Source organism: Actinospineispora spinosispora DSM 44797 (assembly GCF_000429025.1).
In the GTDB taxonomy this organism is placed as follows: Bacteria; Actinomycetota; Actinomycetes; order Mycobacteriales; family Pseudonocardiaceae; genus Pseudonocardia; species Pseudonocardia spinosispora.
The window spans coordinates 630,573-648,610 of the sequence record NZ_KE386833.1; the positions used below are offsets into that span (position 1 = coordinate 630,573).

Consider the following 18,038-nt stretch of genomic DNA (forward strand, 5'->3'; position numbering starts at 1 on the left):
ATGCCCACGAAGGAGATGACCGTGACCACGTCCGGGGAAGCCCTGGAGACGGCGAAGAACGTCGCCGCGACGCTCGCCAAGGATGCGCTGGAACGGGACCTGGCGAATCGGGAGCCCGAGGGCGAGGCGCAGCTGCTGCGTGACTCGGGGCTGCCCGCGCTGCTGCTGCCCACAAGGGTCGGCGGTGCCGGCCTGGACTGGGGGACCGCGCTGCGCGTCGTCAGGGAGATCGCCGAAGCGGACGGCTCGATCGCCCAGCTGCTCGGCTACCACTACGTCAACTCCGCCGACCTGGTGTGGGTAGCGGATGAGGCCGGGGTGCAGCGCTGGGGGAGGCCCTCGGCTGCCGAGCAGTGGCTGTGGGGCGACGCGGTGAACCCGGTCGACCCGGACCTCGAGCTGGTGCCCGACGGCGACGGCTACCTGCTGAACGGCCGGAAGAACTTCGCGACCGGTGTGTCCAGTGGCGACGCCTCAGTGGTCGCCGGGACGGTACGTGGCTCGGGGGAGCCGCTGCTCGTCGTGGTGCGCCGCCACGACCGCGGCGTCCGGCCGGGCGGGGACTGGGACAACCTCGGGCAACGGCTTTCCGCGAGCGGGAGCGTGACGTTCGATCAGGTGGTGATCCGGCCGGAGCAGGTGCTGGGCAGCCTGGCCCACGATGCTGCGACGCCTCGCTCATCGCTGGTCACGCCCGCGATCCAGGCGGTTTTCGGCAACCTCTACCTCGGTATCGCGCAGGGTGCGCTGGCCACGGCGCGCGACTACACCACGACGACGTCCCGCGCGTGGCTGCTGTCCGACGTCGAGCGGGCGACCGAGGATCCGTACGTGCTCGCGACCTACGGGCGGCTGGTGGCCTCGGTCAAGGCGGTACGTGCGCTCGCCGACGAGGTGGGCCGTGCGCTGGCCGAAGCGGATGCCGCCGGTCCGGCGCTGACCTGGGACCAGCGGGGTGAGCTGGCGGAGCAGGTCGCCGCGCTCAAGGTCGTCGCGACCGAGGTCGCGCTGACCGTCACCTCGACGATCTTCGAGGTAACCGGCGCTCGCGCGACCAGCAACGCGGTCGGGCTGGACCGGTTCTGGCGCAACGTCCGCACGCACACGCTGCACGACCCGGTCGCCTACAAGCAGCGCGAGGTGGGGGACCACTTCTTGAACGGCACCCATCCCGCGTTCACCCTCTACACCTGAGGTTCCGGCGGCGGAGCCGTGTCCTGCTGCCTGGCGGCGCGGGCGGCCGCGTAGCGCGCGACGCGTGTCCACAGTCTGGCCGAGGCGAGACGCCGGACCATGCCGCGGCGGCGTGCGTCGCGTTCGGTCTCCCGCATCATGCGCCTGACGACGACGTCGTAGAGCGGAAGCATGCTGACGAATCCCCCCGAACCCAGCAGGTGGCCGGTGACGGCGCACACCGTCAGACTCCCTCGGAGCAAGCTACGGGGCAACAAAATGACGCAGCAACTAGCGTTATAGCGCAGCTCACGCTGCTATGCGATTTTTTCGGACTGGATCATGACGGCCTGGGGGCGGCCTCAGGTGGTGGGATAAGTCTCAGGCCGACCTGAGAGGTTGAACGCGACAATATATCGGTGACGACGACCCAGATGGTGCTGATCGCGCTCGCCGGCGCAGCGGCGGGAATGATGAACGCAGCCGTTGGGTCAGGTTCGCTGATCACCTTCCCGACCCTGCTGGCGTTCGGCTTCCCTCCGGTGCTCGCCAACGTCTCGAACAACATCGGGCTCGTGCCCGGCGGCATCGCCAGTGTGTGGGGCTACCGCCGCGAACTGCGCGACCAGCGTCGACGGTTGCTCGTGATGGGCTCGATGTCGCTGCTCGGGGGCGCGACCGGCGCGGTGCTGCTCCTGGTGCTGCCGTCGACGACCTTCCGGGCCGTGGTACCGGCACTGCTGGCGCTGGCGGTGCTCATGGTGATACTCCAGCCGATGATCCAGCGAGGGCTTGCCCGTCGTCGTGAGCGGGCGCACTACGTCGCCGGGCGCGACGTCGGTCCCGGCGCGATGGTGGCGACCGGGCTGGCCGGGATCTACGGCGGTTACTTCGGTGGTGCGCAGGGCATCCTGCTCGTCGGTGCGCTCGGCACACTCATGGCGGAAACACTCCAGCGCCTCAACGCGCTCAAGAACGGGCTGGTGACCTGCGTCAACACGGTCGCGGCCGTCGCATTCCTGGTGATCGCCCCCACTCAGATCGACTGGCGGATCGCGGCGCTGATCGCCGTGGGCTCCGCCCTGGGCGGCCTCCTGGGCGCGAAGGTAGGCCGCCGACTACCCCAACCGGTCCTCAGAGCGTTCATCGTGACGGTAGGCCTGATCGCGATCGTGTCCCTCCTGCGCTCCTGACCCGAAACCCGACTGGCACGAATGTGGCTTTAGGGACGTTCAACGTCCCTAAAGCCACATTCGTGCCATCGGTCGGGCCGTTAGCGGGAGGTGTTGAGGCGTTCCTGGAGCCAGGTTTCCACGTCGCAGATGTGTTGGGTGGCCGCGGCGAACGCGCCCAGGCTGTCGCGGGCGCGCAGCGCGTTGTAGATGCTCAGGTGCTGCTGGTGGGTCAGGGACACGACGTCGTCCTTGACCATCGCGCGCCAGACCCGTGCCCGCGCGGTGCGCTGGGCCACGGTGTCCGCGAGTGACACCAGCGTCGGGTTGCCGGTCGCCGCGACGATCGCGGAATGGAACGCCAGGTCCTCCGCCACCAGGTCCGCCGGATCGTTCGTGGCGGCCATGCGCTCGATGTGCTCGTACAGGTCGGCGAGCTGGGCATCGGTGATGCGGGTCGCGGCCAGAGCCGTGGCGCTGGGCTCGACGACCCGGCGGCATTCGAACAGCTCGCTCAGATGATCGTCGCTCGCGAGCTCCAGGAAGCCGCCCAGGACGCGCATCATCTTGTCCGGGCGCAGCTCGGTGACGAACGTGCCGTTGCCCCGCCGGACCTCCAGCACGCCGGCCATCGCCAGCGCTCGGATCGCCTCGCGCAGCGACAACCGCGACAGCTGCATCTCCTGGGCCAGGACCGACTCGGAGGGCAGCTGGGCTCCGGGCTGCAGCTCGCCGTTCTCGATGCGTGCCTTCAGTCTGGATATCGCCTCATCGACGACGCTGCCGGGGCCGAGTGCGGTCATAGGGTGATTCTCCGGCATCTCACTTCCAGGCTCCGCCATCGGGGAACCGGAAGTGGGTCAGTGTGTCGCGCTTGATCTCCGCGCTGTACCCGGGCGCCTCCGGGACGAGGTAGCGGCCACCGCTCATCCGCACCGGGTCGATGAAGTGCTCGTGAAGGTGGTCGACGTACTCGATGACCCGGTTCTCCAGCGACCCGCTCACCGCGATGTAGTCGAAGATCGACAGGTGCTGGACCAGCTCGCACAGTCCGACCCCGCCGGCGTGCGGGCACACCGGGACTTCGTGGGCCGCCGCCAGCAGCAGCGTGGCGACGGCCTCGTTGACCCCACCGAGCCGGCAGGCGTCGATCTGGCAGATGCCGATCGCGTCGGCCGCGAGGAACTGCTTGAACATCACGGCGTTGTGTGCGTGCTCGCCGGTGGCGACGTTGATCGGCGCGATGCGCTTGGCGATCGCCGCGTGGCCCAGGATGTCGTCGGGACTGGTCGGCTCTTCGAACCACCAGATGTCGAACGGCGCCAGCGCCTCGGCCCACCGGATGGCGTCTGGCACACTCAGGTTCTGGTTCGCGTCGATCATCAGACGCGCGTCGGGCCCGAGGATTCTCCTGGCGATTCCGCAGCGGCGGACGTCGTCCTCCAGGTTCGCACCGACCTTGAGCTTGACCGACGACCAGCCCGCGTCGACCGCCTCCTGGCACAGCCGGGCGAGCTTGGCGTCGTCGTAACCGAGCCAGCCGGCGCTCGTGGTGTAGGCCGGGTACCCGTCCCGCTGGAGCAGGGCGGTGCGCTCCGCCCGCGTCGGCTCCTGGCGTTCCAGCAGCTCCAGGGCAGCGTCCGGGCTCAGGACGTCGGTCAGGTAGCGCCAGTCGACCAGATCGACGATCTGGCGGGGCGACATGTCGGCGAGCAGCTTCCAGAGCGGCTTGTCGGCGCGCTTCGCGGCCAGGTCCCACGCCGCGTTCAGCACGGCGGCCGTGCCCAGGTGGATCGTGCCCTTCGCGGGGCCGAGCCACCGCAGCTGGCTGTCGGACTCGAGGTGCCGGGCGAACCCGCCGAGGTCATTGACCACCTCGTCGACGGACAGGCCGATAGCACGCTTGCCGATCGCCTCGGCCGCGGCGACGGCGAGCTCGTTGCCCCTGCCGATCGTGAAGGTGAAGCCGTGCCCCTCGGTGGCGGGGTGGACCGCGTGGTCGTCTGTGCCGTCCACGTGCAGGACCACGTACGCGGCGGAGTAGTCAGGCGCCTCGTTCATGGCGTCCGAACCGTCCAGGTCCCGCGAGGTCGGAAAGCGGACGTCGATGGTCTCCAGATCGACAATTCGGGCTGGCATGGTCTCTCCTGCGGTCGGCTAGACATCAGATGTCTTGTCGAGCGGTGACGATATATGCGCCTTGTCATGCTGTCCAGCAGTCGTTAGTGTGCTGAGACATCTGAGCCCTGGGTCAACGAAGACAGTGAAAGGGAGCCACGTGAGCGCAGGTGAGATCGCGCGGGCCACCGCGGAGGGCGTGCGTCGCACAGTGAGCAGGCGGCTCCTCCCGCCGCTGTTCGTCATGTTCGTCCTGTCGTTCCTCGACCGGACGAACGTCAGCCTCGTGAAGGACCATCTCCACGCAAGCGTGGGGATCTCCGCCGGCGTGTACGGCCTCGGCGCGGGCATCTTCTTCGTCGGCTACGCCTTCCTGGGCATCCCGTCGAACCTCGTGCTGCACCGCGTCGGTGCACGCCGCTGGCTGGCGATCATGATGGTGGTCTGGGGCGTGCTCTCCTGCGCGATGGCGCTGGTGACCGGCCCGGTCAGCTTCTACGTGCTGCGCTTCCTGCTCGGCGCGGCCGAGGCGGGTTTCTTCCCCGGCGTCATCCTCTACATCACCTACTGGTTCCCGGCTCGCGACCGGGGGAAGGCGACCGGGATCTTCCAGTCCGCGGTCGCGATCTCCAGCGTCATCGGGAACCCGGTCGGCGGCTATCTCCTCGGCCTCCACGGCATCGCCGGGCTCGACGGCTGGCAGTGGATGTTCATCATCGAGGGCCTGCCGACGATCCTCGTCGCGCTCGCGGTGCCGTGGCTGCTGACCGACCGCCCCCACCAGGCGACCTGGCTGACGGAGGAGGAACGGACGCTGCTCGCCGAGTCGATCAAGGCCGACGAGCCGCCAGCGACCATGCGACCGAAGCAGGGCATCCGGAACACGGTGGGCGACAGCAGAGTCCTGCGCCTGATCTACGTGTACTTCGCGATCCAGCTCAGCGTGTACGGCGTGACGTTCTGGCTGCCGGCGCTGATCAAGAGGATCGGCGGGCTCTCCGACCTGCAGGTCGGGTTCATCGCCGCGCTGCCGTGGGTGTTCGCGCTGGTCGGAGTCCTGGTGCTGCCATGGATCTCCGACCGGACCGGCGATCGGCGTATGCCGCTGCTCGTGGCGCTGTGCTGTACCACGATCGGGCTCCTCGGGGCCGTCGTCCTACCGCCGTGGCCGGCGGTCGCGGCACTGTGCGTCGCGGCGTTCGGCTTCCTCGGGGCGCAACCGGTGTTCTGGACCGTGCCACCCACGATCCTCGCCGGGGTGCAGATCGCCGCGACGATCCCGCTGATCTCCGGCATCGGCAACCTGGGCGGGTTCGTCGGCCCATACCTGCTGGGTGCGGTCGAGGACGCAACCGGCAGTGGCGCGGACGGGCTCTACGTGATCGCGGCCGTCGCCCTGCTGAGCATCGTGGCGGCGGCGACCTTCCGCTGGGTGGGCAGTGACCGGAGCGACAAGAGGAACGGGGAGCCAGCATGCACATCGTCCGATTCGCCGACGACCGCGACGAACTCCACTGCGGACTGATCGGCGACCGCGATCCGGACGGCGGGATCATCGCGTTCGACGGCATCAGCCGCATCGCGGACCTGTTGGCGCTGCGCCGGACCGAGTTCGACGAGCTCGTGGCGAAGACCGCGACGCGCGAGGTGAGCCACCGGGCCGGGGACGTCGTGCTGTTGCCGCCGGTGGATGGGCGCAGTGAGGTCTGGGCGGCGGGCGTCACCTACCGTCGTTCCCGCGAGGCACGGGTCGAGGAGAGCACCGAGCGGTCGGTGTATGAGCGGGTCTACGACGCCGACCGGCCCGAACTGTTCCTCAAGGCGGTGCCGTGGCGGGTCGTCACCGACGGCGAGCCGATCGCGATCCGGGAGGACTCGGCGTTGAACGTCCCGGAGCCCGAGCTCGGTGTGGTGGCCAACCGGCACGGCGAGATCATCGGCTACGTCGTCGTCAACGACGTCAGCTCGCGCACGATCGAGGGGGAGAACCCGCTCTACCTGCCGCAGGCGAAGATCTATGCGGGCAGCGCGGCTCTGTCGACGGCGATCCGTCCCGCGTCCGAGGTTGCTGAGCCGGGCGCGTTGGACATCGGCTTGACGGTGCGGCGGAACGGCACAGAGGTGTTCGGGGGAACGACCTCCACAGCGCAGCTGAACCGCACACCGGACGAGCTGGTCGACCACCTGTTCCGGGGCCAGCCGTTCCCGGACGGCGCGGTCCTGGCCACCGGCACCGGCATCGTGCCGTCGATGGACTTCACACTGCAGCCCGGCGACGAGGTCCGAATCGAGATCAGCGAGATCGGTGTGCTCACCAACCGTGTGGTATCCGGCCAGGAAGAGCTGGCCTGGCTGGTTGCCGCCGCCGACGTCCCCGGTGCGCGGGCCCGGCGCTGAACCCCGGTGCTCGCGCACAGGTCGCTCGCCGGTCACCTGGTGAGCCTGCGGGCCTCGAGGATCGCGGCGACCGCGAAGCCTCCGCCGCCCGCCAGCGCCAGTACCCAGAAGAGACTGGGCAGCCCCAGCAGGAGCGCGGCGGCGGAGGTCAGGGCCAGCCACGTGCCCAGGGCGTAGTGCAGGAGGTTGCGGCGCGTGGCGCCTTCGCCGAGGTAGAGCACACCCACCAGGAAGCCGGACAGGGTCGGCCAGAGCATCGTCTGCAGCTCCGGCATGTCCAGCCGCGCGGCCAGACCGGTGATGACCAGGAACAGCGCGGCGAAGGCACTCACCCAGGACAACCCGAGGAGCTTGCCGGACAGGATGTCGTGCTTGCTGGCGCCTCGCTGGGCCCGGTTGGCGGCGAGTGTGGCAAAGACCGTCCCGGCCGCGAGTCCGGTGCCGAGCAGTGTCATCGGCAGCCAGGCGGGCAGGTCGATCAGCGGGTCGGGCCCGAGCGAGACGGCTGACGCCCCGTGGCCGAGGACGTAGGCGAGTCCGAAACTGATGTAGGCGGCATGGCTGTCGACCTCGCCGGTGGCGGGAGCGGTGGGGCGTTCGACGGGACGGGTCAGGGTCGCGGCGGTCATCAGGTCTCCGATGTGCGTGGGGCGGGCTCGGCGTCAGGTGACGACGAGGTGGGACAGCGGTGCGGTGACGCGGGCGACGATGTCCGTCGGCCAGGGATAGGACGTCGTGACCGCGCGCTGGTGGGCGAGGCCGTGCAGGCCGACCCAGAGCAGAGCGGCGTCGGCGGCGGGGTTCGTGCTGGTGGAGCGGCCGGCGGCGACGCACTCGGCGAGCGCCGTGGTGAGCAGGCCCAGTGTCCGGTCGGCGAGCCCGATCGGGTCGTCGGATGCATCGAACATGGCCCGATAGCGCTCCGGATGGCTGTCGGCGAACCCGACGTAGGCCCGGCACGCGGCGTTCAACCGGTGGCGAGGATCGGCGCCGGCCGTGTCGATCGCGGAGCGGATGCCGGCGTTCAGCTCGACGAAACCCTGCTCGGCCAGCGCGAGCATGATGGCGACCGTTCCGGGGAAGTGCGGGTAGATCGACGGTGCGGTGATCCCGGCCCGGCGCGCCACGGCGCGCAGGGTCACCGTCCGCTCGTCGCCACCGTCTTCGAGCAGCTCCGTCGCGGCGGTCAGAATCTCCTCGCGGAGCACCTGGCCGTCGCCTCGACAGCGTCGAGACCGGCGACCGGCTCGGTGAGCGGGGATCACGGCGATCACGCGTCCGGGACGATGACGACCTTGCCGGCGACGGTCCGCGACTCGGCCAACGCGAGGGCCGATCCGGCCTCCGACAGCGGGAACCGTGCCGCGACCTGTGCGGCGAGCACACCGTCGGCCAGCAGGGCCAGTACCGACGTGAGGTCCTCGCGCAGCCGGGCCCTGAAGGAGTCGATGCGACGCTTGCCCGCCCAGAAGTTGTAGAAGCTCGCCGACCTGCCGTTGGGCAGGAGGTTCCACAGCACGAGCTGCCCGATCAGCTTCAGCACCGGGAGCCGGGAGTTGCCCGCGTCGTCCTTCGTGGCCGCCGTCCCGTAGGACACGAGCGCCCCGCCTCGGCGCAGCAGTCGCCAGGACTCGACGATTCCGGCGCCACCGACGTGGTCGAACACGGCGTCCACGCCGTCCGGTGCGATCTCCCGGATCCGCTCGTACATGTCCGGGGCGTGGTAGTCGACCGGCGTCGCGCCCAGTTCGCGCAGCGCCTCGTGGTGGCGGGGTGACGCGGTGCCGATCACCGTGATCCCCGCGTGCCGGGCAAGCTGGACGAGGGTCGTCCCGACACCTCCGTTGGCGCCGAGCACGACGATCGTCCCTCCGGCGCCGACCTTCGCGGTCCGGTGCAGCATCTGCCAGGCGGTGATCCCGTTGACCACGACGGTCTCGGCGTCGACCGGGTCCACGTTCTCCGGCACGGGCACCAGGTCCGCGACGTCGATCAGCCGGTGACTCGCCCAGCTCCCGATCTTGGTGACCGCCGCGAACCGGCGGCCGACCACGGCGGGGTCGGTGTCCGGACCGGTGGCGGTCACCGTGCCGACGACGTCGTAGCCGGGGACGAACGGGAACGGTGGCTGGTCGAAGTACTTGCCGAGCCGCATCTGCTGCTCGGCGAACGAGACTCCGGTGGCGTCCATGCGCAGGATCGCCTGGCCGGAGGCGGGTGCCGGGAGGTCGCGGGTACGGACCTGCAGGCCGGTCGACTCGACCTTGCCGGGCAGGACGATCTCGGTGGTCCGGGTGGTGACGGTCGTGTGTTCCATGTCGTGCTCCGTTCAGCGGGGGAGGTAACGCTCGTAAGGTTACGCATGTAAGTCTACTGAGCGCAAGGCTAACACTTGTAAGCTTTCTGCTGTACGGTGACGGCATGTCACAGGAGCAGGCGACCACGGCCACCCGCCCTCGCAACCGTCGCGGCGAGGGTGGGCTGCTACGGGACGAGATCGTGGACGGCGCTGTCGCGGTGCTCGACGAGACGGGCGATGAGAAGGCCGTGACCCTGCGTGCCGTCGCGCGTCGGGTGGGGATCGCCGCCCCGTCGATCTACCGCCACTTCGCGGACCAGCCCAGCATCATGCTCGCCGTCGTTCAGAAGGCCTTCGACGAGCTCGACGAGGTGCTGAGTGACGCACGGGACGCGGCGGGTGACGATCCTCGGGCGCGCCTCTTCGCCGTGTGCTCCGCTTACCTGACGTTCGCGCGCCGGCACCCGGGCCGCTATCGGACGATGTTCGGCGGGCTCTGGATGCCCGACCTCGAGGCGAGCTCCCTCACCGAGGCCGACATGCACGCGCTGGGTGAACCGAGCCTGACGCTGCTCGCCGACGTGCTCGATGACTGCGTCGCGTCGGGCATCGCCACCACCACGGACCCGGCCGCGGACGGAGTGGCGCTGTGGATCGGCCTGCACGGTCTGGCTCATCAGCAGTCGGTCACGGTCGCTTTCCCCTGGCCGGCGGACATCGAGGAACGTCTGGTGACCGCGCTCGCCCACCTGAAGCCATGAACACCGTGACCCTCGGGTCGATGTCCTCGGGGTTCGTCCGGCGTTCATCACTCGTTCGCCCTGGACCGCGGGGTGAGTGCGATCCTGAGAGGACGCTGAGCACTCATCCAGGGAGCGGAAAATGCTGAAGAAGGCTCTGTCGCGCTGCATGGTCGTCGCGGGTGCGGCGTTGGTCGTCGCCGGTGCGGTTGTCGGGGTGTCGACCGCGGCGGGATTCGACGTGGTCGCGTCCGGCGACTCGACGCAGGTGGCCTCCGGCCCGTTCGGTTCGCCGGACGGCGGTATGCCCTACAACTGAGGAACGTCGAGGTAGACCGCACGCCGCCACACCTCGAAGAGTGTTGCCGAGAGGTGTGGCGAGGGTGCCTCGCCGGCGTGGATGGCCCGCACGTCCCGCTCCATGGCCTGGAAGATCGCGCCGACCAGGACACAGGCGAGAGTGGGTGCGTCGACCTCGGTCCGTGCGTCGCCGCGGTGTCGGTCGGAGCTGATACGGGCGGCGGTCCGTTCCTCGAACCGCCGGACCCAGCCCGTCCAGATCGCGCGGACCTCGGGGTCCGAGCCGACGGCATCGAGCATGCCCACCATGAGCTCCGCCTTGGCGCGCCAGCGCACGATGCTGGTGTCGATGCCCGCGCGCAGCTGAGCGAGGGAGTCCCCGTCGCGTAGGTCGAACCACGGTGCCACCCGGAATATGTCCTCGTAGATGTCCCCGAGCAGCTCGGCGACCGCCGCCGCCTTGGTGGGGAAGTAGAAGTAGAACGCCTGCCGGGTCACGTCGGCGGCGCCGGCGATGTCGGCGACGCTGATCGACGCGAACGTCCGTGTCTCCAGGAGCCGATGCAGTGCGTCGAGCATGCGTGCCCGCCGACGATCGCCGACGGTCGGCCCGGCCTGATGCCGCCGTGTCCCTGGAGAAGCACTCGTCATCCGCCGAGTATAGGGACTGCCGCTGACGTCTGTCAGCAAGAATTGACACCTGTCAACACCGCTCCATACGATGCGCCCATCGGAACCAACGGAGGCGGGCGTTGATGAAGATCGCGATCATCGGGGCGGGTGTGGCGGGCGCAGCGGCGGCGCACACACTGCGCCGGAACGGGGCACATCCGATCGTGCTCGAGGCATCGGACGCCGTCGGCGGACGCACCCGGACCGTGGACCACGACAAGTTCGCTCTCGACTCCGGGGCGATCTTCGTCATGGGTTCGTACGCCAGGACCCTGCACTACCTGCGGGAGTCCGGCCACAGGCCCGACATGCGGCGCTGGGTGGCGCGCACCGCGGTGCTGGACGATTCCGGTGCCCGGCACTCGGTGCGTTTCGATCTGCCCTGGACCCTGCTGCGGATGCCGCAGCTGGGATGGCGCGACCGGGCGCGCCTGGCCCTCGGCGTCGCGGGTCTGCTGCTGCGTCGAGCATCGAGTCCGTTCGACATCGATGATCTCGCGGCGCTGGACGACGGTCGTTCACTGGCGGAATGGGCCACCGACAGCTTCGGAGAGCGCGTCTACGAGTACGTCGTCCGTCCCCTGATGGAGCCGCTGACCGGCGCCGACGCGACCGCGATCTCGGCCGCCTTCACGATCGCGTTGCTCAGCCAGCCGACCCGCACCAGGCTGACGGTGCCCAACGGCGGGCTCGGCCGGATCGCCTCCTGGCTGCTCGACGGCGTCGACGTGCGGCTGTCCACCCCGGCGCTGTCGCTGCACACCGGTCCAGCGGGCGTCACGGTCGAGACGACCGACGGCCCGCTCGCCGTGGACGCGGTCGTGATGGCCACCGACGTCCGCCGTGCCCGATCGTTGCTCGACGGCGTCGTCGACCGGGCGGTGCTGGGGGCGCTGGACGCCGTGGTGCCCATTCCCGCCTACCACGTCCTTCTCGGATATCAGACCGATCCGTGGCCGGACGCCCGGCAGGACCTCGTCGTCCACGCGGGTCCGGGGCTTCATCACAACTACGGGGTGCTGCTCAACAGCCGCCGCGCGGCCGGCTCGACGCCGGAGGGCGGGCAGACGGTCAGCGTGTACTTCGACCGCGCTCAGGCCCCGGCAGACGACGAGAAACAGGTCGTCGACCTGGCTCGCGAGGCTGTCGACACGGCGTTCGGTCCGGCTGTCCCCGACTTCCACCAGGTGTTCGACATGGACGTGGCGCTGATCGCGCCGGTGCCGGGGCACTACCGGAGGATGCGTGCGGCACGTGACCTGATGCCGGACGACATCCGCCTCGCGGGTGACTTCCTCACCCACTCCGGAATCGAGAGCGCACTGCGGTCCGGCGAACAGGCGGCCCGGGACCTGCTGGCGAGGAAACGCTGACCCCGGGGCCGGCGCTCAGGTGGCGTAGCCACCGTCCACGTCGAGGGTCTGCCCGGTGATCCACCGGGCCCGGGAGGACAGCAGGAAGCGAGCGGCCTCGGCGACGTCGTACACCGTGCCGAAACGCTGGAGCGGAATGTTCCGGCGCGCCGCCGCGAGGAACTCCTCGTTGTAGTCGCCGCGTTCGACCAGCTGGGTCCACATCCCCTCGCCCTCCAGCAAACCGACCGCGACGCAGTTGGCCCGCACCCCGAACCTGCCCTCCTCGACCGCGATGCCGCCGATGATGGCCTCGACGGCCGCTTTCGGTGCCATCGAGAGGAGGTCCTTGCGCGCCGCGCGATGAGCGGCGGCCGTGGTGATCGCCAGCACCGCACCGCCGGTGGCCCGCAGATGGGGGAGCGTGGGCTGCAGGAGGTTGAAACAGCCCTTCAGATCCGCGTCGATCGTCTCCGCGAAGAGCGCGGGATCGAGCTTCGAGACGTACTCCATCGGCACGTGGGGCCCGGCCGCTGAGACGACGGCGTCGAGACCGTACGTCGTCCCGACCTCCTCGACGATCGCGGCCGTGGCCGCCGCGTCCCGGAGATCGACCTGGTAGCTGAGCACCTGCCGACCGCGTCGGGTGAGCGACTTCGACAGCGCGTCGGCGGCATCGGTGTTGCTCCGGTAGGTGAACGCCACGTTCCAGCCGTCGTCGGCGAGGAGCTCGGCGATGGCCCCGCCGATGCCTCCCGAGCCTCCGGACACCAGTGCCCATCGATCACGTGCCGGCTCGTTCGTCATGCTCCGCTCACGGCCTTTCCTCGGATCTCGGTGGGTTCGGTGTGTCCCGGCTTGCCTGCTCCTTCGAGCAGCAGCCTTCGGACCAGCTGGGACAGCGTCGCGGTGCTCAGGTGGGAGCGCTCCGCCCACAGCGGCATCACCTCCAGGCTGTTCACCAGGAACAGCCGCACCACGAACCCGTCGATGTCGTCGCGCAGCACCCCGGCCTCCTGCGCCTGCCTGGTGATGCGTGCCCAGAGGGCGCCGTAGGCGCGGCGATAGGGCCGCACCTGGTCGCGGATCGCCCTGGGTGCCTGGCTGAAGACGTGCGGATGGGCACGGGCGACGGCGTTGAGGTCGAGCAGGGCCCGCAGGTGGGCGGCCATCGCGGCGTCGAGGCGCACCGAGGGTGGCGCGTCGGGCGGCAGCGAGTCGAGCAGTGCCCGGACCTGGCCGTGTACGACCTGTACGCCGTACCGCAGCACTTCGGCGACGAGGTCGTCCTTGGAGCCGAAGTAGTGGTAGAGGCTCCCCGCGCGCAGGCCCGCCTCGGCAGCGATGTCGCTCATCCTGGTCGAGGTGTAGCCCTTCTCGGCGAGCACCCGGCCGGCGGCGTCCACGATCCGGCGATGCGTCGTCGAGGACCGTGCGGGTCCAGGTGTGGCGGTCGGCCAGGCCGAGTGCTCGGGCGCGGGATCCTGCGACGTCCGGCTCGATAGCCTGCGGAACCGCTGCTCCGCCGCCTGCCTGGTACGCAGCTCGAGCGCAGTGGCGATCTGTGCCCAGCTCAGGCCCGCCGTTCGCGCCGCACGCAGCAGCGCGAGCTCGGCACGCTCCGCGGCGGCACGCCGTTCGGCGTTGTCCCGGAGCTTGTCGAGCAGCTCCCGCTGCGCGGCGGTCACCGTTGAGAAATACCTGAGCGACGGTCCCGATGTCAACAAGTCGTGGACATCCGCGCTTCATCTGTTCAATCAAGGCGGACGAACCAGTCAGCTGCCGGCTCTCCTGAGAGATCTGCCGCCACCTGCGGATATACCCGACCAGTAGGAACTCCTGAGGGCCTCCTGCCGGTGCGGCGGGCCGGCCCCCAGCAGTGCGAGGTTAGGACATCGTTGATTCTGTCGATGCTGGGTTAGAACATGGGGCAGACGTCGGACAACGTGAGGAGCCCACAGTGCACGTCGGCATGGGAGTGTTCTTCCAGGGGCTGGAGCCGGGGCGCGACGACCACGACGTGGTTCGCGGTGGGCTGGCTCTGGCCGACCAGGCCGAAGGCCGTGGGTTCGAGTCGATCTGGACGGCTGAGCACCACTTCACCAGGTACCACATGATGCCGAACCCCGCGCAGCTGCTGACCTACTTCGCCGGGCGCACCACGGCGGTCCGGCTGGGCACGATGGTGATGGTGCTGCCCTGGCACGACCCGGTCCGGGTGGCCGAGGAGATCGCCTGGCTCGACTCGGTGTCCCGGGGCCGGGTGGTGCTCGGAGTCGGACGAGGGCTGGGCTCCATCGAGTTCGACAGCTTCCGGCTGGACATGGGGCAGTCGCGGCAGCGGTTCGTCGAGTACGCGACCGCCATCTCGGCGTCATTCGAGACCGGCGCGATCCAGCACAACGGCGAGCTCTACGTGCAGCCGCGCGCGGAGATCCATCCACCCGCGTTCACCACGTTCCGGGGGCGGACCTACGCCTCCGCGGTGTCCCCCGAGTCCGCGAAGATCATGGCGAGGCTCGGCTACGGCCTGATGCTCATCGCGCAGAAGCCCTGGCAGGTCACGGTGTCCGAGACAGCGGCGTATCGGGAGCTGTTCGTCGAGGTCAACGGGCATGAACCGCCCGCGCCGGTGCTCGTCAACTTCACCACCGTCGACCCCGACCCGGTGCGCGCGCGTGAGCTGCACGACGAGTACGCGACGGGATATGCCCGTTCCACGATCGGGCACTACGAGTTCACCAACGAACGTCTCGAACACATCAACGGGTACGAGTACTACGCGGGACTGCGCGCGAACATCACCAAACACGGGCTCGACCGGTTCAACCGGTTCCTCGCGGACCTGCAGATGGGCGGCACACCGGACGAGCTGGTCGACCAGACTGTCGAGCGGGTACGGGCGCTCGGTGCCGGTGGCGTGGTGAACATCTTCGGGTTCGGCGGCATGCCACAGGCCGTCGCGCAGCGCACCTACGACGTCTACACCGAGCAGGTACTTCCCCGGCTACGCGGGATCGACACCTTCCGTGACATCTGCGCGCCGCTGCAGCGGGGCATCGGTCAACCGGCCGTGGGGTCGAGCCCGAACACCTGATCCAGACCGACGACGCGGAACATCCGGGTCATGTGGGTGGGGACGCCCTCGAGGGTGAGCCGGTGCCCGGTGGCGATGGTCCGGTTGCGTGTGGCGAGCAACGCGGTGATGCCGCTGGAGTCGCAGTAGCTCACCTCGGTGACGTCGAGTACCAACTGCCGGCTGTGCTGGAGATCGGCCCGCTCGACCGCGTCGCGGAACAACGCCACGGTGGCGACGTCGAGGTCGCCGTCGAGCCGAAGCACGGTGCTGGACTCGCGCACGTCGGTGGTGATGCGCAGATCGTCGGTCACCGTGGCGCACCGCCCGGGCCGGCCGGCACGCCCAGCGCCAGGATCGCGGCGTCGTCCTCGAGGCCGTCACCGAACCGGGCCAGCAGGTCGACGACCTCACCGACCAGGGCCGGAGCGCCGATCGGAGCGAGCGCCGAGGTGAACTCGAGCAGAGCGGCCTCGTCGTAGCGGGACCGCGCGGTGCCGGTGCGCGCCTCGGTGAGCCCGTCGGTGTAGAGCAGCAGGGTGTCACCGGAACCGAGCCGCAGGGTGGTGGTCCCGAACACCGGGTCGTGCAGCACGCCGACCAGCTGACCGCCCGGGGTCGGCCGGTAGGCACAGCGGCCGTTCGAGTGCAGCAGCAGCGCGGGTGGATGACCTCCGCTGGCCAGGGTGATCACGGCGTCACCTTCGTCGACGGTCAGCAGGCCGAAGATCACGGTGCAGAACGCGGGCAGCTCGGACCGGTACTCCTGCAGCAGCACGGAGTTGAGATTGTGCAGGACCGCGACCGGGTCCGGGTCGTACACCGTGGCCGACCGCAACGTGTAGCGGGTCAGCGAGGTGAGCGCCGCCGCATCGCTGCCCTTGCCGCACACGTCGCCGAGGAAGAACGCCCACTGGCCGTCCGCGATGGGGAACAGGTCGTAGAAGTCACCGCCGACCTCGCTCACCGACGCCGGATGGTAGTGCGCGGCCACCTCGACGCCGGGCACCTCGGCGAGCCGGGGTGGCAGCAGGCTGCGCTGCAACGTCGTGGCGAGCCGCTGAACCTGGTCGCGTTCACGATCGGCCCGCTCACGGGCGGCGTCGGCCTCCTGGCGTGCGCGGAGCAGCTCACGTTCGTAGGTGCGCCGGTCGCGGGCGTCGAACACCGTGGTGCGGATCAGCAACGGCTCGCCGTCGGCCCCGGTCTTGATCGTGGAGGTGACCAGGACCGGGAGCCTCGCGCCGTCGGCGGCGGCGAGCTCGAGCGCCACCCCGCCGATCTCGCCCTGCATGCGCAGCAGCGGCGCGAAGTGCGTCTCGTGGTACAGCTTGCCGCCGATCGTGAGGAGGTCGGCGAACCTGCGACGGCCGACGAGCTCCGCCCGGCTGTAGCCGAGCCAGTCCAGCAGGGTGGTGTTGATCTTGGCTATCTGTCCGTCCAGGAGGGTCGACAGATAGCCGCACGGAGCGTGCTCGTACAGGTCCTCCGCGTTGTCCTCCAGCAGGGCGGAGAACGTCGCCCGGTCCTGGCCCGACCCGTCACCGGGCCGAGGGTGCCCGGGGCACTGGGCGCCACCGGGGTCACCTGTCATCACGAACCGAGGACGAAGGTCGTGATGGCGTCGGCGGTGGCCTCCGGAGCGCTGAGCTGCGGACAGTGACCTATCGCGTCCAACGTGACCAGCCTGCTGCCCCGGATGTGCTCGTTCACGTAGGCCCCGACACCGCGCGGGGCGATCACGTCCTCGGCGCACTCGAGCACCAGCGTGGGAACGCTGACCTCATCCAGATCGGCGCGGTTGTCGGACAGGAACGTGGTGCGGGCGAACGTCCTGGCGATGGTGGGATCGGTCCGGCAGAAGCTGTTGGTCAGCTCCTCGCCCAGCTCGGGCCGGTCCGGGTTGCCCATGATGACCGGCGCCATGGCGGCCGACCAGCCGAGGTAGTTGCTGTCCAGGGAGTCGAGCAGCTCCTCGATGTCGGTCTCGCTGAACCCACCCCGGTAGTCGCCGTCGTCGAGGTAGCGCGGGGACGGGGTCAGCAGCACCAGCTTGCCGAACCGGTCGGGTTCCCGCACCGAGGCGAGTACCCCGATCATGGCGCTCACCGAGTGGCCGACGAAGACAGCGTCGCGCAGGTCCAGCTCCCTGGCGATCGCCAGCACGTCGTCGGCGTAACCGTGCAGCGTCGAGTACTTCTCCGGCCGCCACGCGGACAGGTCCGAGCCGCCGGCCCCGATGTGGTCGAACAGCACGACGCGGAACTGCTCCGCCAGCGCGGGGACCACGAGCCGCCACAGGTTCTGGTCGCATCCGAAGCCGTGCGCGAGCATCACCGTGGGGCCGTCTGTGCGGCCGGTGAGCACCACGTTGTTGCCGCGCCGCACATTCACCGGGCCATCTTGTCACCCACCGAGGTTCATGGGGGACCCACTCTGGGTAGTGCACTGGAATGGGCAAACTGAAGAAGATGAAGAAACTGGCCTTACGGACGCGTCAGGACGCCGACCGTGCACAGGTCGCGGCCGACCGCGCCGACGAGGCGTACCGCCGGATGGCGGCCCAGCTGGGCACCGAGGCCACCCTGGGCGCGGCCCCGAGCAGCGCGAGCGGCGAGAAGCGTCCGTCGATCTACACCGGCGCTCCCGGCGTCACCGACACCCCCGCCGCCGCCGGCTGACCCCACCGCCGCGCTCGCACGGACCGCGCCGAGCTCGCAGATCTTCACGTCGTGTCGC

The 18,038-nt window shown here is 69.7% G+C and carries 21 protein-coding genes; 9 read left to right on the forward strand and 12 right to left on the reverse strand.

The features are described from left to right. Positions 1–1,194 (forward strand): acyl-CoA dehydrogenase family protein, encoded by a 1,194-nt coding sequence (locus tag G406_RS0126555; protein ID WP_028936102.1) that lies wholly within the window; start codon positions 1–3, stop codon positions 1,192–1,194. Here the strand turns inward: G406_RS0126555 and G406_RS0126560 are convergent. Next, entirely contained in the window at positions 1,185–1,415 is a 231-nt protein-coding gene (locus G406_RS0126560; RefSeq protein WP_028936103.1) for a hypothetical protein, read from the reverse strand. The two genes, G406_RS0126555 and G406_RS0126560, sit on opposite strands and share 10 nt — an antisense overlap. A gap of 177 nt (positions 1,416–1,592) precedes the next feature. Between G406_RS0126560 and G406_RS0126565 the strand changes: the two genes are divergently transcribed. Then, entirely contained in the window at positions 1,593–2,366 is a 774-nt protein-coding gene (locus G406_RS0126565; RefSeq protein ID WP_028936104.1) for a sulfite exporter TauE/SafE family protein, read from the forward strand. An 80-nt stretch (positions 2,367–2,446) separates the two neighbouring features. Here G406_RS0126565 and G406_RS0126570 read toward each other — a convergent pair whose 3' ends face one another. After that, positions 2,447–3,148: a FadR/GntR family transcriptional regulator gene (locus tag G406_RS0126570; RefSeq protein WP_028936105.1), complete on the reverse strand. Its 702-nt coding sequence runs from the start codon at positions 3,146–3,148 to the stop codon at positions 2,447–2,449. 19 nt (positions 3,149–3,167) lie between these two features. Continuing rightward, positions 3,168–4,484: an enolase C-terminal domain-like protein gene (locus G406_RS0126575; RefSeq protein WP_028936106.1), complete on the reverse strand. Its 1,317-nt coding sequence runs from the start codon at positions 4,482–4,484 to the stop codon at positions 3,168–3,170. 139 nt (positions 4,485–4,623) lie between these two features. Between G406_RS0126575 and G406_RS50135 the strand changes: the two genes are divergently transcribed. Together G406_RS50135 and G406_RS0126585 are read left to right on the forward strand one after the other, a co-directional pair. Then, positions 4,624–5,988, forward strand: a complete 1,365-nt coding sequence (locus G406_RS50135) for an MFS transporter (RefSeq protein WP_051342717.1) — start codon at positions 4,624–4,626, stop codon at positions 5,986–5,988. Continuing rightward, positions 5,937–6,860, forward strand: coding sequence for a fumarylacetoacetate hydrolase family protein (locus G406_RS0126585; RefSeq protein WP_028936107.1), 924 nt, complete (start codon positions 5,937–5,939; stop codon positions 6,858–6,860). The genes G406_RS50135 and G406_RS0126585 overlap by 52 nt, the downstream gene beginning before the upstream one ends. 32 nt (positions 6,861–6,892) lie before the next feature. On the opposite strand, the gene G406_RS0126590 is transcribed toward G406_RS0126585, so the two are convergent. The 3 genes from G406_RS0126590 to G406_RS0126600 form a co-directional block, all read right to left on the reverse strand. Beyond that, entirely contained in the window at positions 6,893–7,489 is a 597-nt protein-coding gene (locus tag G406_RS0126590; RefSeq protein WP_028936108.1) for a hypothetical protein, read from the reverse strand. A gap of 33 nt (positions 7,490–7,522) precedes the next feature. Then, on the reverse strand, positions 7,523–8,068 hold the full coding sequence (locus G406_RS0126595; RefSeq protein WP_211241259.1) for a TetR/AcrR family transcriptional regulator: 546 nt from the start codon (positions 8,066–8,068) through the stop codon (positions 7,523–7,525). Positions 8,069–8,130: 62 nt separating this feature from the next. Continuing rightward, positions 8,131–9,177 (reverse strand): medium chain dehydrogenase/reductase family protein, encoded by a 1,047-nt coding sequence (locus tag G406_RS0126600; protein ID WP_028936110.1) that lies wholly within the window; start codon positions 9,175–9,177, stop codon positions 8,131–8,133. 104 nt (positions 9,178–9,281) lie between these two features. On the opposite strand from G406_RS0126600, the gene G406_RS0126605 reads away from it, so the two are divergent. Then, the gene (locus G406_RS0126605) at positions 9,282–9,920 is read left to right on the forward strand and encodes a TetR/AcrR family transcriptional regulator (RefSeq protein WP_028936111.1); all 639 of its coding nucleotides are present in this window, start codon (positions 9,282–9,284) and stop codon (positions 9,918–9,920) included. A gap of 121 nt (positions 9,921–10,041) precedes the next feature. After that, positions 10,042–10,218, forward strand: a complete 177-nt coding sequence (locus G406_RS57360; protein WP_156935182.1) for a hypothetical protein — start codon at positions 10,042–10,044, stop codon at positions 10,216–10,218. On the opposite strand, the gene G406_RS54575 is transcribed toward G406_RS57360, so the two are convergent. Further along, positions 10,209–10,850 (reverse strand): TetR/AcrR family transcriptional regulator, encoded by a 642-nt coding sequence (locus G406_RS54575; protein WP_084216394.1) that lies wholly within the window; start codon positions 10,848–10,850, stop codon positions 10,209–10,211. The genes G406_RS57360 and G406_RS54575 overlap by 10 nt on opposite strands. A gap of 104 nt (positions 10,851–10,954) precedes the next feature. Between G406_RS54575 and G406_RS0126620 the strand changes: the two genes are divergently transcribed. Beyond that, entirely contained in the window at positions 10,955–12,244 is a 1,290-nt protein-coding gene (locus G406_RS0126620; RefSeq protein WP_028936112.1) for a protoporphyrinogen/coproporphyrinogen oxidase, read from the forward strand. Between the two features lie 15 nt (positions 12,245–12,259). Here the strand turns inward: G406_RS0126620 and G406_RS0126625 are convergent, their stop codons facing one another. Together G406_RS0126625 and G406_RS54580 are read right to left on the reverse strand one after the other, a co-directional pair. After that, positions 12,260–13,030 (reverse strand): SDR family NAD(P)-dependent oxidoreductase, encoded by a 771-nt coding sequence (locus tag G406_RS0126625; RefSeq protein WP_028936113.1) that lies wholly within the window; start codon positions 13,028–13,030, stop codon positions 12,260–12,262. Next, positions 13,027–13,911 (reverse strand): TetR/AcrR family transcriptional regulator, encoded by an 885-nt coding sequence (locus G406_RS54580; protein ID WP_051342719.1) that lies wholly within the window; start codon positions 13,909–13,911, stop codon positions 13,027–13,029. Before G406_RS54580 ends, G406_RS0126625 begins: the two co-directional genes overlap by 4 nt. A 272-nt stretch (positions 13,912–14,183) precedes the next feature. Here G406_RS54580 and G406_RS50150 point away from each other — a divergent pair, with 272 nt between their 5' ends. Then, positions 14,184–15,320, forward strand: a complete 1,137-nt coding sequence (locus G406_RS50150; protein WP_051342720.1) for an LLM class flavin-dependent oxidoreductase — start codon at positions 14,184–14,186, stop codon at positions 15,318–15,320. Here the strand turns inward: G406_RS50150 and G406_RS0126640 are convergent. The 3 genes from G406_RS0126640 to G406_RS0126650 are packed head-to-tail and all read right to left on the reverse strand — an operon-like array spanning position 15,287 to position 17,693. Next, positions 15,287–15,613, reverse strand: coding sequence for an STAS domain-containing protein (locus tag G406_RS0126640; protein ID WP_064743038.1), 327 nt, complete (start codon positions 15,611–15,613; stop codon positions 15,287–15,289). The two genes, G406_RS50150 and G406_RS0126640, sit on opposite strands and share 34 nt — an antisense overlap. Continuing rightward, on the reverse strand, positions 15,610–16,893 hold the full coding sequence (locus G406_RS0126645; RefSeq protein ID WP_028936115.1) for a PP2C family protein-serine/threonine phosphatase: 1,284 nt from the start codon (positions 16,891–16,893) through the stop codon (positions 15,610–15,612). The genes G406_RS0126640 and G406_RS0126645 overlap by 4 nt, the downstream gene beginning before the upstream one ends. Then, positions 16,893–17,693: an alpha/beta fold hydrolase gene (locus G406_RS0126650; RefSeq protein WP_028936116.1), complete on the reverse strand. Its 801-nt coding sequence runs from the start codon at positions 17,691–17,693 to the stop codon at positions 16,893–16,895. Before G406_RS0126650 ends, G406_RS0126645 begins: the two co-directional genes overlap by 1 nt. Positions 17,694–17,752: 59 nt before the next feature. On the opposite strand from G406_RS0126650, the gene G406_RS0126655 reads away from it, so the two are divergent. Beyond that, the gene (locus tag G406_RS0126655) at positions 17,753–17,980 is read left to right on the forward strand and encodes a hypothetical protein (RefSeq protein WP_028936117.1); all 228 of its coding nucleotides are present in this window, start codon (positions 17,753–17,755) and stop codon (positions 17,978–17,980) included. Positions 17,981–18,038 lie beyond the last annotated feature (58 nt).

Bases quoted from the DNA above. Each gene is read 5' to 3' on its own strand.
- G406_RS0126555 (WP_028936102.1), top strand. From the start codon at position 1: ATGCCCACGAAGGAGATGACCGTGACCACGTCCGGGGAAGCCCTGGAG.
- G406_RS0126570 (WP_028936105.1), bottom strand. From the start codon at position 3,148: ATGACCGCACTCGGCCCCGGCAGCGTCGTCGATGAGGCGATATCCAGA.
- G406_RS0126575 (WP_028936106.1), bottom strand. From the start codon at position 4,484: ATGCCAGCCCGAATTGTCGATCTGGAGACCATCGACGTCCGCTTTCCG.
- G406_RS0126585 (WP_028936107.1), top strand. From the start codon at position 5,937: ATGCACATCGTCCGATTCGCCGACGACCGCGACGAACTCCACTGCGGA.
- G406_RS0126590 (WP_028936108.1), bottom strand. From the start codon at position 7,489: ATGACCGCCGCGACCCTGACCCGTCCCGTCGAACGCCCCACCGCTCCC.
- G406_RS0126600 (WP_028936110.1), bottom strand. From the start codon at position 9,177: ATGGAACACACGACCGTCACCACCCGGACCACCGAGATCGTCCTGCCC.
- G406_RS0126605 (WP_028936111.1), top strand. From the start codon at position 9,282: ATGTCACAGGAGCAGGCGACCACGGCCACCCGCCCTCGCAACCGTCGC.
- G406_RS57360 (WP_156935182.1), top strand. From the start codon at position 10,042: ATGCTGAAGAAGGCTCTGTCGCGCTGCATGGTCGTCGCGGGTGCGGCG.
- G406_RS54575 (WP_084216394.1), bottom strand. From the start codon at position 10,850: ATGACGAGTGCTTCTCCAGGGACACGGCGGCATCAGGCCGGGCCGACC.
- G406_RS0126620 (WP_028936112.1), top strand. From the start codon at position 10,955: ATGAAGATCGCGATCATCGGGGCGGGTGTGGCGGGCGCAGCGGCGGCG.
- G406_RS0126625 (WP_028936113.1), bottom strand. From the start codon at position 13,030: ATGACGAACGAGCCGGCACGTGATCGATGGGCACTGGTGTCCGGAGGC.
- G406_RS0126645 (WP_028936115.1), bottom strand. From the start codon at position 16,893: ATGACAGGTGACCCCGGTGGCGCCCAGTGCCCCGGGCACCCTCGGCCC.
- G406_RS0126655 (WP_028936117.1), top strand. From the start codon at position 17,753: ATGGGCAAACTGAAGAAGATGAAGAAACTGGCCTTACGGACGCGTCAG.